Genomic DNA, 13,244 nt, shown 5'->3' on the forward strand with positions numbered 1-13,244 from the left:
CGCCGCACAAATCAAGTTCACCCACTATACAACCCCAAGCCCGAAAGTATCGAGAACACCCTATGTCCGCCCTATTTCCCGTTATCAACCACCTGATACAGCAAAATCCGGAACATCAACAAGACCTGTCCCGCCTGTCAGGCAAAACCCTGAGCCTCAACCTCGCCGGATTCGGACTGACCGGACGCATCAATCACGACGGCTTCCTCGAAACCGCCGACCAACCCGCCGACACCCTCATCACCTTCCACCAAAGCGCCATCCGCAAAATCCTGACCGGACAAGAACCCGGCGTCGGCGACATCAGCCTCGAAGGCGACCTCATGCTCGGCATGACCGTCCTGCCCATACTCGGCAGCCTGCGCTACTACGCTTCAGACGACCTTGCCCGCATCTTCGGCGACTCACTCGCAGGCAGCATCAGCGAACGCGCCGCCAACATCGGGCAAACCGTCAAAAAAATCGGACAAAGCATAGCCGAGCAAATCAGCGACTTTTCCCGCGAACCCGAATCCCCCGTTATCGACGCCGCCACCCTGTCCGTCTGGATGGAAGAAGTGGACAAACTGCGCGACGACGTCGCCCGCCTCAACGAACGCCTCGACCGGCTCGAACGCGACATCTGGATAGACTAATTTTCAGACGACCCCATGCCTATGAACAGCCCGTTTCACAACATCGGTATCGTAACCCGCCCCAATACCCCCGAAATCCAAAACACCGCCCACACCCTCATCCACTTCCTGCAGGGACACGGCCTCACCGTCTATCTGGACGAAATCGGCATAGAAGAACGCTGCATCTATGTTCAAGATACCGTCGGCTGCCACATCGTCAGCAAATCCGACTTGGGCAAACACTGCGACCTCGTCATCGTCCTCGGCGGCGACGGCACCTTCCTCTCCGTCGCCCGCGAAATCGCCCCCCGCGCCGTACCCGTTATCGGCATCAACCAAGGGCATTTAGGCTTCCTCACCCAAATCCCCCGCGAAAACATGACCGAAGAGCTGCTGCCCGTCCTCGAAGGCAAATACCTGCCCGAAGAGCGCATCCTCATCGAAGCCGCCCTCGTCCGCGACGGACAAACCTTCCACCGCGCCCTCGCCCTCAACGACGCCGTTCTCTCGCGCGGCGGTGCCGGACAAATGATAGAGTTCGAAGTCTTCATCAACCAAGAATTCGTCTATACCCAGCGTTCCGACGGCCTCATCGTCTCCACCCCCACCGGCTCCACCGCCTACTCCCTTGCCGCCGGCGGCCCCATCATGCAGGCAGGCTTGCACGCCTTCACCCTCGTGCCCATCTGCCCCCAATCCATGACCAACCGCCCCATCGCCATTCCCGATACTTCCGAAATAGAAATCCTCGTTACCCAAAGCGGCGACGCCCGCGTCCATTTCGACGGACAATCCTTCATCGACGTACAAAATCTCGACCGCATCATCATCCGCCGCTACCACAACCCCCTGCGCATCCTCCATCCCACCGACTACCAATACTTCCGAACCCTGCGCCAAAAGCTGCACTGGGGCGAACAGCTCGTATAAACGCAAAAGGTCGTCTGAAACCCGATTCCCCAGTTTTCAGACGACCTTTAATAACCATCCGTTCAAATCCTAAATACGCATATCCCGTCATTCCCGCGCAGGCTGGAATAACAAAATTCATCAATCATTTACACTAAAAATTGATGATAAAAGACGATATAGTGGATTAACTTTAAACCAGTACGGCGTTGCCTCGCCTTGCCGTACTATCTGTACTGTCTGCGGCTTCGTCGCCTTGTCCTGATTTAAAGTTAATCCACTATAAAAATTACTGAGATACCTTTATCTGTTTCCCCACTTTTTCAGACGACCCCGCCATGCCCATCCTCGCTTGGAACACCCCGCCCGCCCCCGCCGAACTTGCCCGCGTGATTGAAACTCATCCCGCGCCTCTGCATCTGGTTGCCTGCCTGACCAAAAACCGCATGCCCGATTTTCCTTTGTCCGATGTCCCGACCGAGCTGGAAGGTCGTCTGAAAACCCGCCTCGACCAAGCCGTAAAATGCCTTCAGTTCGACAGTGTCAACTTTTTGGAAAACCTGTTGCCTGATGTGCATATCTGGCTTGTCCCGTCACACCGCGCCGACAGCCTGTACGAACATTTCGACCGTATCGAATGGCAGACCGAAACCATACCTCAAGCCGCGCCCAAGCCCGTCAAGCCTTGGTTCAGACGACCCCAATCTACCACCCCGCCCGAACACGCGCTGGTTATCGGCGCGGGCATTGCCGGCGCTGCGACCGCGCGCAAACTGGCGGAACACGGCGTGCGCGTTACCGTTTTGGAAGCGGGCAAAGCGGCGCAAGGCGGCAGCGGCAACCGCCAAGGGCTGCTCTACGCCAAAATCTCGCCGCACGACACCGAGCAGACCGAACTGCTGCTGGCCGGCTACGGCTATACCCGCCGCCTACTGCAAGACCTGTTGCCCGATTCCGACGCGTGGGGCGGCGACGGCGTGTTACATCTCAATTTCGATGAAACCGAACGCAAACGCAATCAGGCATTGGGTTTGCAACAACATCATGCCCACCTTTACCGCAGCGTGTCCACCGACGAAGCGGCGCAAATCGCAGGCATAGACGTCTTTTCAGACGGCCTCTACTGGCCGCAGGGCGTATGGCTGAACCCGCCCGCCGTCGTCCGCGCCTTGCTGAATCATCCGCTGATTGCGTTGCACGAAGACACGCCCTTATCCTCCGCCGAATATGACGGCGCAAACTGGACGGCGCACACGCCACGCGGCAGCTTCAGAGCAACCCACATCATTTACTGCATGGGCGCGCACAGCCCGAACGCCGCCGACGCCAACGTCTCCGCCCTGCCTTTCCGCCAAATCCGCGGGCAAACCGGCGTAACGGCGGCAAGCGGTTTTTCCACACGCCTGCGCTGCGCCTTATCCGGCGAAAGCTACATCAGCCCGAGCTGGCAAGGGCAACACTGCTACGGCGCAACCTTCGTCCTCAACAGCAACGACGATGCTTGGCACCCGCACGAAGAAGCCGCCAACCGCGCCGCCCTGCAACAACTCAACCCGCCATTGGCGCAATCATTGTTTGAGCAAAACTCGTTTGAGCGAAACTCTCTTTACTCGTTTTCAGACGACCTCTCTTCCCCGCCGCAAGGACACGCCGCCCTGCGCTGCGACAGCCCCGACCACCTGCCCGTCGTCGGCGCACTCGGCGACATCGCCGCCATACAGACCACCTACGCCAAACTCGCGTTGGACAAAAACTACCGCCTCGACAACGTCCCCTGTCCCTACCTGCCGAACGCCTACATCAACACCGCCCACGGCACGCGCGGCCTCGCCACCGCACCTATCTGCGCTGCCGCCATCGCCGCCGACATCCTCGGTCTGCCCCAGCCGCTGTCCCAACGCCTGCGTACCGCCTTGCACCCCAACCGCGCCGTCATCCGCGCCATCGTGCGGCAGCAGCCTTTGCTTTGATGCAACACACAGGTCGTCTGAAAGCGGATAAAGCACGTTCGCTAAAGCATGAAAACGAGTTTTCAGACGACCCCGGCACGACACCAACAACGCACCCATAAAATCATAAAAATATTAACAACCTGTTTTCAAAAATATCTTTCTTAACTTTAAAACCCAAAATTTACATATAAATATCAACCCTTCCCCTTGTTCATTTATATATTTCGTTTAAAATACCGACCTAAACAACAACTATTCTATATGGATAAAATGCGTCATTACGGAACCATCATCCGCTGGAACGACAACCGGAAGTTCGGAGCCATCCGGGAAGAAAACATGGGCAAGGAAATATTCGCCCCGCTCTCCGCCTTCACCACGCTGCCTCATCCGCCCGCCGAAGGCCAGCGCGTATCGTTTGAAATTATCAAAGGCAGACGCGGACGCGACGAAGCCGAAAACATCTGCTTCGCTTCCGACTGCATCGGTGAAGCCGACTTTTTCGCCCCCGAGCCCGAGCCTTTTAAAGCAGCCTTTTCCAAACTCCTGTGGATCATCCCCGTCATTGCCCTCTTTGCCGCAGGCGGATGGTTCGGCTGGAACTATTGGCAGAAATACCGCCGTCAGACACAGGAAGCAACTGCGGCTGCACCGGTTACAATGGTGTCCGAAGTTGCCGAAAAGATGAAAGCCGAACGCAAGGCATGGAAAGACGCGGCAAGCGGGCGTACTGCTTTCAAACACGGTTCAACTGCCTCAACCGGCTCCGCTGCTACCACTGGCACTACCACTGCATTCAAATGCGACGGTCGTCAGCACTGTTCTCAAATGAATTCTTTGGAAGAGGCGGAATTTTTTATCAAAAACTGCCCAAATACCAAAATGGACGGTGATCATGACGGTATTCCGTGCGAAAACGACAGCCGTTGGCATTAATCGCCCACAATGCAAAAAGGTCGTCTGAAAATGTTTTTCAGACGACCTTTTTAAATCGGCTACAATATCGCGCAATACAAACCTACCCTACCACCATGTCCAAAAAAATCCTCATCATCACCCCGAGCTGGATCGGCGACTGCGTCATGACCCAGCCGCTTTACCGCCGCCTGCACGAACTCCATCCCGGCTGCACCATAGACGCATTCGCGCCCAAATGGTCGATGGCGGTGTTCGAGCGTATGCCCGAAATCAGCCGCGTCATCGAAAACCCGTTCGGACACGGCGCGTTGGAACTGAAAAAACGCTGGCGCATCGGGCGCGAACTGGGCAAACAAGGTTACGACCAAGTCATCGTCCTGCCCGGTTCGCTCAAATCCGCCCTCATCGCCTTCGCCACCGGCATCAAACAGCGCACCGGCTACGTCGGCGAATCGCGCTATCTGCTGCTCAACGACATCCGCAAGCTCGACAAAGCCGCCCTGCCCCTGATGGTCGACCGCTACACCGCCCTCGCCCACCCGACACAGGCGGACTTCAACGGACATTCCGATAACCCGCGTTTCACCATTTCCCCCGAAAGCCGCGCCGCCGCGCTTGCGAAATATGGCTTAAACACGGACAAACCCGTTCTCGCCTTCTGTCCGGGTGCGGAATACGGCCCCGCCAAACGCTGGCCCGCGCGCCATTTCGCCGAACTCGGCCGCCGCTATCTGGCGGAAGGCTGGCAGGTTTGGCTCTTTGGTTCGCAAAAAGATTTCGACATCGCCGAAGAAATCAACCGACTTTCAGACGACCTCTGTACCAACCTTTGCGGCAAAACCAACCTGTCCGAAGCGATTGACCTGCTTTCCTGCGCCGACACCGTCGTCTGCAACGACAGCGGCCTGATGCACCTCGCCGCAGCCCTCGACCGCAAACTCGTCGCCACCTACGGCTCATCCAGCCCCGACCACACCCCGCCCTTGAGCCAAAAAGCCAAAATCGTCAGCCTGCACCTCGAATGCTCACCCTGCTTCAAACGCGAATGCCCGTTGGGACACACCGACTGCCTGAACAAACTCACGCCGGGCATGGTTCAAAAAGCGGCGGAAGAATTGGCGCAAACGCAATCCAAGTAAATACGGCAAAAGGCCGTCTGAAACCTGCTTTCCAAAACAGATTAAAATGGCAATACCCATGCCGTCATTCCCGCGCCGGCGGGAATCCAGAGTTTTGAAGCCGTACCAACCTTTAAACATTCTTAAAAATCAAGGTCTGGATTCCCGCCGGCGCGGGAATGACGGCATGGAGGCTTCTTGTTTTCATTCACCCTATCTTTTCAGACAGAAGTAGCGTGGGCTTTGCCCGCGAAATCTACCGATTCCCGATACAGTGTTTATCCACTCCCGTCCCTGCCTATGCAGAAGTGGGAATAACTGCCCGACCTACTGCCGCCTGAAACCCACTTTCAAATTTTCAGACGACCTTTCCACCATTGACCCCGAAACTCCATACTGCCGTGAAACAAACCGAAAGTTAGCCGCCTCCACCCTGTTTTGTATTGAATTCCCGTTCAGACGACCTTATCATCAAACCATTCCCACTTTTCCGCAGAAATACCATGCAAAACATCCAAGACTACGTCCGCCGCACCGCGTCCGCCGCCAAGCAGGCTTCCTATATTGTTGCCGCCGCCGAAACCGCGCAAAAAAACGCCACGCTCCTGCGCACCGCCGAACTCATCAAACACCATCAAACCGCCATCCTCGCCGCCAACGCCCAAGACATGGAACAGGCCGCGCAGAAAGGTTTGAACGACGCACTGCTCGACCGCCTGCGGCTGACCGAAAAAACCATAGATGCCATGTGCGAAGGTTTGCGCCAGATTACCGCCCTGCCCGACCCCGTCGGTGAAATGGACGAATTCCGCACCCGCGAAAACGGCCTGCAAATCGGCAAAATGCGCGTACCGCTGGGCGTTGTCGGCATCATTTACGAATCCCGACCCAACGTAACCGTCGATGCCGCCGCCCTCTGCCTCAAGTCCGGCAACGCCTGCGTCCTGCGCGGCGGCAGCGAAGCCTTCAACAGCAATATGGCGCTCTCTAAACTGATTACGCAGGCGTTAGTTGAAAACGGTCTGCCCGCAGCGGCCGTCAGCCTGATTGAAAACACCGACCGCGAAAGCGTCGGCGCCATGCTGCAAAGCCCCGAGTTTATCGACGTCGTCATCCCGCGCGGCGGCAAATCGCTGGTTTCCCGCATCGCCGCCGAAGCCCGCGTGCCCGTCATCAAACACCTCGACGGCATCTGCCACGTCTATATCGACCGCGCCGCCGACGCCGAAAAAGCCGTCAATATCGCCTTCAACGCCAAAACCTCGCGCTACGGCACCTGCAACACCATGGAAACCCTGCTCGTCCACCAAAGCCGCGCCGTCGAAATCCTGCCCGTATTGGCAGAGAAATACGCCGCCCGCGACGTCGAGCTGCGCGGCTGCCCGCGTACCCTTTCCATCCTGCCCCACATTCAGACGGCCTCCGAAGAAGACTGGGACACCGAATACCTCGCCCCGATCCTCTCCGTCAAAATCGTCGACAGCCTCGAAGAAGCCGTCGCCCACATCAACACCCACGGCAGCCACCACACCGACAGCATCGTAACCGAATCCTACACCGACGCCCGCACCTTCCTGCGCACAGTCGACAGCGCCAGCGTCATGGTCAATGCCTCCACCCGCTTCGCCGACGGCTTCGAATACGGCCTCGGTGCGGAAATCGGCATTTCCACCGACAAAATCCACGTCCGCGGCCCCGTCGGCCTGCACGGGCTGACTTCGCAGAAATGGATAGTGTTGGGCGACGGGCAGGTTCGGTCGTAATTCCTTCACTTTCTTGAGAAATAAAACGACAAAATGTCGTCTGAAAAACAGTTTTCAGACGACCTTTTCAGTTTTACTTTCCCTATTATCGGCACACCAAATGTCTCACCTAATTATTTCTAATTTTAAATTAACATATTAAACAATATCTTAAATTATTATATCTTATCCATTATTGTTTTCTCCGATACAATCGACATCATGCCATATAAGAAAAAATCTATTTAATGTCAAATAGATATAAATTTATTATTCACTCTTCCCATCCATTTTTCCACAGGAGAACTATTATGGCTGATACATTGCTTTCTTTAAAAAACAACCAATCCGTCGTTATTACCGGTACGGACCGTAATGATACTTTATATGGTAGTACGGGACATACCATATTCTACGGTGGTTTAGGGAACGATACTTACTACAGTAAAAATGCGGGCGATACCATCATCGAGCGTGAAAACGAAGGCCGCGATCTAATCTATAGCAGCACCGACTTTACCTTACCAGAACATGTCGAAGATCTGAAGTTGCAGGGCAACAGTATGTTAGGTATCGGCAATGATGCAGACAATGTTATATCGGGCAATTCCAACGGCAACCGTCTATATGGCAAAGGCGGCAATGATCTGATGCTTGGCGGAAATGGCAACGATTATCTATGGGGCGACGATGGTGATGACCGACTTGGCGGACTAGGTGGCAACGACGTTCTAAATGGTGGAAGCGGAAACGATTTTCTATCTGGGGATGACGGGGAAGATATCTTATATGGCGGTACGGGTATGGACACCATGCTCGGAGGAAAGGGAAACGATACTTTCTATGTAGATAATATAAAAGATACAGTCGTCGAAGACGCAGATGCAGGCTACGATACGATATACAGCAGTGTTACCTATACCGCGCCAACCCACGTTGAAAAACTGATTTTAGAAGGTAAAGACAATATCTTCGGCTTTGGCAACAATGCCGATAACAGCCTTATCGGCAACAGCGGCAACAATCGCTTGAGTGGCGGGCGAGGTAGCGACACGCTCTATGGCATGGAAGGTAACGACCTATTAATGGGTGGTGATGATCGCGACGAACTTTACGGCGGACAAGGTGATGACATCCTGCGTGGCGATGCAGGCAACGACCTGCTCGACGGAGGCTATGGCAACGATACTTTAGACGGCGGCAGCGGTGCAGACACTATGGCCGGCGGCTTGGGAAATGATGTCTATCATGTTGATAATGTGAACGATACGGTTATTGAGGAAATGAACGGCGGTATCGACACGATTTACAGCAGTATTACCTATACCGCGCCAACCCACGTTGAAAACCTAACGCTAACAGGCAACGACAATACCTTCGCATTCGGCAACAACGCCGATAATATTCTGACGGGAAACAGCGGCAATAACCGATTAAGCGGAGGACGCGGCAGCGATACGCTATACGGCAACGAAGGCAACGACCTGCTGATGGGAGGGGATGATAGAGATTTCCTATACGGCGGTAACGGAGACGACATTCTTCGCGGCGACGAAGGTAACGACCTGCTTGATGGTGGCAGTGGCAATGATACTTTGGACGGAGGCAGCGGTGCAGATACCATGTCTGGTGGGTACGGGAATGATATCTACCATGTAGATAATGTCAAAGATACAGTTACTGAGTGGTGGGGAGAAGGTGTCGATACGATATATAGTAGTGTTTCCTACACAATCCCAACCTACGTCGAACACCTGACCCTGACCGGCAGCAACAACACTTTCGGCATCGGCAATTACGGCGACAATACCATTACCGGCAACAGCGGCCACAACCAATTAAACGGGGATGGCGGCAATGATACCCTTTACGGCATGAGTGGAGACGACCTGTTGTCGGGCGGCAGCGGAAACGACTATCTCTACGGCGGCGACGGGGATGACAGGCTGAATGGAGGAGACGGGATCGATTACCTCCACGGCGGCGACGGCAACGACTACCTCACAGGCGGTTCGGGCAGCGATACCATCGTTACAGGTGCAGGCAAAGATACCGTCGCTTTCTCCACCTCAGACATCCGCGACGGCAGTATGGACCGTATTACCGACTTCAACCCTTATATGGACAAGCTTGACCTGTCCGGTATGCGTTCCCTGCTAAGCGGCAGCGAGGCAAATGTGAGCTGGTCGGAACTGTTCGTCAAAAATCCTTATTATTACGACACTGGCCGTTCTTACCTCGTCTTCGACTCTGTATCTCAAACCCTCGCCTACCGAGCGGCAGGTGCAAGCAGCAATACCGTGTTCGCCAAATTTGACGACAGTCAGGCGGCTTTGCTGAGCGCTTCCAATATCATCGGCTGAGCTGAGGCAAACCAGATTTTTAGAAGAAACCTGAGCGCAAACGTCGTCTGAAACCGAAAATCAGGTTTCAGACGACGTTTCTATTTGACGGGGAAAAAATAAAAACAGGATATTTTCAGCCATCCTTTTATCACAGGTTTGACGGTATATTGCCTGTTTCCCCACAAACCGTAGATATTTGAGAAAACTCTTTATCGGCTGGTAATTAGCCTGCTGCTTATCCCGACTCCGAGTTACTGTAATTTTTGATATGGCAAACATCCGAAACGTCGTTTGAAAACGGGCAATCCGTTTTCAGACGACGTTTTATCAAACACGATAAACCTCTTTCGACTACCCACGGATCAATCATCCCAGGCGTTCATCGTCCTCTCCCGCCAAACCGTGCAGCAACAATCCCAATATATCCTGCGGCAGTTTTTGCGGAGCAGCGGCATAAAGCGCGGCCAGTTGCGGATGGCGCATCAATATATCCGCCTGACGGATGAACAGGTCGATGAGTTCCACCGGCAAATCGGGCTGAATCAGGCGGCGTTGTTGCAGGGTGTGGAAGAAGCTGCGCATAAAGGCGTATTTTTCTTCGTTCAACTCATGGAAAAACCGCTCCAGCTCCAAATCGGTGTTTTCTTCGATGTCACGCAGGAAGGCGGCGGAATAGAGTTCTTCAAACGATTGTTTTTGTAGGACAAACACGGCTTCGGCGGCTTCGCGCAGGTTGCATTGCCGTGCAAGCAGCGCCTCAAATTCGGCACGGACGCGGTTTTTCTGTTCGGTAACGATTTCCTGCAAGAGCGCGTTTTTGCCGCTGTAATATTTGTAAAAGGTAACGCGGCTGACGGCGGCCTCGGCACAGATTCCGCCTACGGATACGGCGGAAAAGCCGTGTTCGCGGAACAGGCGGCGGGCGGTGTCGGCGATGGTTTGTTGTTTGCTGGCGGTCATGACGGTAGGAAGGTTTTGATTTTGTTCATAAAGGGTTCTCATTAAAGTTATCCGCAAGTCGGATACTCATCATATTTCCCCACGACGGCAATGGCAATACGGCGGCGTTTCAGACGACCTCTTTCCTTATCCCGCCGCTCCGCCCTGCGGACAGGGGGCTGTCGGATGCTTAGCAGGTCAAAATCATAAAGGTTACAGAATCGCCCTCCCCCAACCTTCTCCCGCCGAACGGGAGAGGGAATTGTTTTTTAGATGGTTCACTATAAAAAGGGGGGATGTAAAGTGAATGATAAATACTTGCATTCCTGTTTTTTGTTTCTTATACTTTACATTAATAGTTTGTTTTATGTAAATGTGTAAACAACAAATATTTGCATACTGATGGAGCGGTTGGATTGTCTGATGTTCAATCCGCTCCGACGTATGTCGTCTGAAAGGATAAGGAAATGCAGAAACCTACCCTCCGCCGCCTGCCGCTGCTGCTTGCTGCCGCTTTCGCCTCCGAATGGATTTATGCCGCCGATGCAGCGCAAGATGCGGAACAAGTGCAGTTGGAAGAAGTCGTCGTCACCGGCGAACGCACCAACCGCAGCGGCTTTGAAACCGCCACATCCAACCGCGTTTTCACCGCGCCGAACATCGACCGCAGCGGCCACAATCTTTCCGCAACCGACTTGCTCAAACAGACCGTGAACACGGTGGACTTGGGCAGCGGCAACGATCTGCCGACTGTGCGCGGTGTGGATGGTTCCGGCCCCGCCGTCGGCGCGGTGGCGTTTTTCGCGGGCACTCGGCCGCGCCTGAACCTGTCCATAGACGGCCGCTCCGCCACTTACAACGAATACGCCTTTGGCACGCAGTCGCTGTGGGACATGCAGCAGGTGGAAATCTTGCGCGGGCCGCAAAGCCATGTGCGCGGGCAGAACGCGGTGGCGGGCGCGGTGGTGATGCGTTCCAAAGATCCGACCAACGAATGGGAAGGCGCGCTGCGCTTGGGTTTGGGCAACCAAAAAACGCGTAATGTCGCCGGCGCAGTGTCCGGTCCGATTGTGAAAAACAACCTTGCCTTCCGCCTGAGCGCGGAGCGGCAGCAGCGCGAAAGCTACGAACCGTTCGTGTCCTACGAACCGACCGGCAACCCGCGACGCGTGGAAAACACCAACGTGCGCTTCAAACTCCTGCTCACGCCCGAAAACCATCCCGATTTTTACAGCCGCCTGACGCTGAACCATATCCGTTCGCGCGCACCGCAAAACGAAATCATGGGCAACACCGCCAGCCGCCGTTTTTTAAAAGAAAAGCCCGTGTTCGTAACCGGCTCGACATCGGGCATCTGGGACGTATCGTGGCAGCTTAACGACTATCTGAAACTGGAAAACAAACTGATTTACGGCCGCTACCACAACGAGCGGCTGCACCTGCCGATGACCGTCAGCCCGCAAGGCGTTCCCGCCGAACTCAAAGGCCGCGAACTGCAATGGGAGCCGGTATTGCATTTTTCCAACAAAGGCCGTCTGAAAGGCTTTGCCGGACTGCACTACTTCCGCAGCAAACAAGACGAATGGGTAGATATCCGCAGCGTCGGCGGCCGCAATACCTTTGACGACCGCAACAGCGTGCGCGCCCTGTTTGCCGAAACCACATACAGCCCCAGCGAAAAATGGGACATCACGGCCGCCGCACGCCTTGAAAAAGAAACGCACAAACGACGCGGCGGCAGCGGCGCACTGCACCTCGATTTAGACAAAGGCCAGACCGTGTTCCTGCCCAAAATCGACATCGCCTTCAAACCCACCGACCAATGGGTCAGCGGCATCAAAGCCGCGCGCGGCTACAACCCCGGCGGCGCGGGCATCACCTTCGGCCGCCCCGTCGTAACCTACACTTATGAGCCCGAATATGTGAACAACTACGAGTGGTACACCCGCTGGCGCAGCGCAGACCGCCGCCTGCAACTCTCCGGCAACCTGTTCCTGAACCACTACCGCGACATGCAGCTCCCCTTCTATCTCGGCACCAACTCCGTCGTCATCCGCAACGCCAAAAAAGTCCATACCTACGGCGCAGAACTTGCCGCCGACTGGCAGGCCACCGACAGCCTGAAACTCACCACCGGACTGGGACTGCTCAACACCAAAATCAAAAGCTATCCCAACAGCGGCATCGAAGGCAACAAACTCGGCCGCGCGCCCAAATACACCGCCAACATCGGCGTGAAATACCTGAACGACAAAGGCTGGGAAGCCGGCGGCGACGTGCGCTTCTACGGCGGCTACTATTCCGCCGCCGACAATGCCGAATCAGGCAAAATCGGCGCGTACAACCAAGTCAACCTCTACACCGCCTACAACTTCAAACAAGGCCGCGTCTCGCTCTACGCCGGCAACGTGTTCAACCGCCGCCGCCCCATATTCATTTCCAGCGCCGACCGCCAAGACGCGCTCTACCAACGCCCCAGAAGCGTAGGCGTGAGCGCGGAATGGAAGTTTTAGGCGAAGCTGAAATGATGGAGGCCGTCTGAAACAATCGTAGGTCGGGCATCAATGCTCTACCTACGGTGACTGGAATAACGAAGGTCGTCTGAAACGGCCGTAACAACCGATTATCGTCATTAGCTTACGCAAGTCCGCTTCGCTACCCCCGCGCAGGCGGGAATCCAGACCTATCCGCACAGAAACTTATC

9 protein-coding genes and 1 pseudogene are annotated in these 13,244 nt (G+C 55.1%); 8 read left to right on the plus strand and 2 right to left on the minus strand.

The annotated features are described in order from the left end of the window. Nucleotides 1–62: 62 nt before the first annotated feature. The gene (locus tag J7445_RS06415) at nt 63–635 is read left to right on the plus strand and encodes a ubiquinone biosynthesis accessory factor UbiJ (RefSeq protein ID WP_039407578.1); all 573 of its coding nucleotides are present in this window, start codon (nt 63–65) and stop codon (nt 633–635) included. Between the two features lie 21 nt (nt 636–656). Continuing rightward, nucleotides 657–1,547 carry an NAD(+) kinase gene (locus tag J7445_RS06420; protein WP_039407581.1) on the plus strand — a complete coding sequence of 297 codons (891 nt, stop codon included), beginning with the start codon at nt 657–659 and terminating at the stop codon, nt 1,545–1,547. Between the two features lie 156 nt (nt 1,548–1,703). Here the strand turns inward: J7445_RS06420 and J7445_RS12535 are convergent. Then, nucleotides 1,704–1,829 (minus strand): annotated as a pseudogene (locus tag J7445_RS12535) (IS5/IS1182 family transposase); the annotation flags it as partial. Nucleotides 1,830–1,864: 35 nt separating this feature from the next. Here J7445_RS12535 and mnmC1 point away from each other — a divergent pair. The 5 genes from mnmC1 (at nt 1,865) to J7445_RS06445 (ending at nt 9,619) form a co-directional block, all read left to right on the plus strand. Further along, nucleotides 1,865–3,496, plus strand: coding sequence for an FAD-dependent 5-carboxymethylaminomethyl-2-thiouridine(34) oxidoreductase MnmC1 (gene mnmC1, locus J7445_RS06425; RefSeq protein ID WP_209282770.1), 1,632 nt, complete (start codon nt 1,865–1,867; stop codon nt 3,494–3,496). Between the two features lie 243 nt (nt 3,497–3,739). Next, on the plus strand, nt 3,740–4,414 hold the full coding sequence (locus J7445_RS06430; protein WP_244969456.1) for an excalibur calcium-binding domain-containing protein: 675 nt from the start codon (nt 3,740–3,742) through the stop codon (nt 4,412–4,414). A 95-nt stretch (nt 4,415–4,509) separates the two neighbouring features. Beyond that, nucleotides 4,510–5,535: a lipopolysaccharide heptosyltransferase II gene (gene waaF, locus J7445_RS06435; protein ID WP_209282771.1), complete on the plus strand. Its 1,026-nt coding sequence runs from the start codon at nt 4,510–4,512 to the stop codon at nt 5,533–5,535. Between the two features lie 482 nt (nt 5,536–6,017). Then, nucleotides 6,018–7,277 carry a glutamate-5-semialdehyde dehydrogenase gene (locus tag J7445_RS06440; RefSeq protein ID WP_209282772.1) on the plus strand — a complete coding sequence of 420 codons (1,260 nt, stop codon included), beginning with the start codon at nt 6,018–6,020 and terminating at the stop codon, nt 7,275–7,277. Between the two features lie 290 nt (nt 7,278–7,567). Next, nucleotides 7,568–9,619, plus strand: a complete 2,052-nt coding sequence (locus tag J7445_RS06445) for a calcium-binding protein (protein WP_209282773.1) — start codon at nt 7,568–7,570, stop codon at nt 9,617–9,619. 348 nt (nt 9,620–9,967) lie between these two features. Here J7445_RS06445 and J7445_RS06450 read toward each other — a convergent pair whose 3' ends face one another. After that, nucleotides 9,968–10,603, minus strand: a complete 636-nt coding sequence (locus tag J7445_RS06450) for a TetR/AcrR family transcriptional regulator (protein ID WP_209282774.1) — start codon at nt 10,601–10,603, stop codon at nt 9,968–9,970. 404 nt (nt 10,604–11,007) lie between these two features. Here J7445_RS06450 and J7445_RS06455 point away from each other — a divergent pair, with 404 nt between their 5' ends. Beyond that, nucleotides 11,008–13,053, plus strand: coding sequence for a TonB-dependent receptor (locus J7445_RS06455; RefSeq protein WP_209282775.1), 2,046 nt, complete (start codon nt 11,008–11,010; stop codon nt 13,051–13,053). The last annotated feature ends 191 nt before the right edge of the window (nt 13,054–13,244 follow it).

This window comes from Neisseria sicca (assembly GCF_017753665.1).
In the GTDB taxonomy this organism is placed as follows: Bacteria; Pseudomonadota; Gammaproteobacteria; order Burkholderiales; family Neisseriaceae; genus Neisseria; species Neisseria flava.

Excerpts from the sequence above, each read along its gene's own strand:
- J7445_RS06445 (WP_209282773.1), top strand. The coding sequence starts at position 7,568 with ATGGCTGATACATTGCTTTCTTTAAAAAACAACCAATCCGTCGTTATT.
- J7445_RS06450 (WP_209282774.1), bottom strand. The coding sequence starts at position 10,603 with ATGAGAACCCTTTATGAACAAAATCAAAACCTTCCTACCGTCATGACC.
- J7445_RS06420 (WP_039407581.1), top strand. The coding sequence starts at position 657 with ATGAACAGCCCGTTTCACAACATCGGTATCGTAACCCGCCCCAATACC.
- waaF (WP_209282771.1), top strand. The coding sequence starts at position 4,510 with ATGTCCAAAAAAATCCTCATCATCACCCCGAGCTGGATCGGCGACTGC.
- J7445_RS06455 (WP_209282775.1), top strand. The coding sequence starts at position 11,008 with ATGCAGAAACCTACCCTCCGCCGCCTGCCGCTGCTGCTTGCTGCCGCT.
- J7445_RS06415 (WP_039407578.1), top strand. The coding sequence starts at position 63 with ATGTCCGCCCTATTTCCCGTTATCAACCACCTGATACAGCAAAATCCG.
- J7445_RS06440 (WP_209282772.1), top strand. The coding sequence starts at position 6,018 with ATGCAAAACATCCAAGACTACGTCCGCCGCACCGCGTCCGCCGCCAAG.
- J7445_RS06430 (WP_244969456.1), top strand. The coding sequence starts at position 3,740 with ATGGATAAAATGCGTCATTACGGAACCATCATCCGCTGGAACGACAAC.
- mnmC1 (WP_209282770.1), top strand. The coding sequence starts at position 1,865 with ATGCCCATCCTCGCTTGGAACACCCCGCCCGCCCCCGCCGAACTTGCC.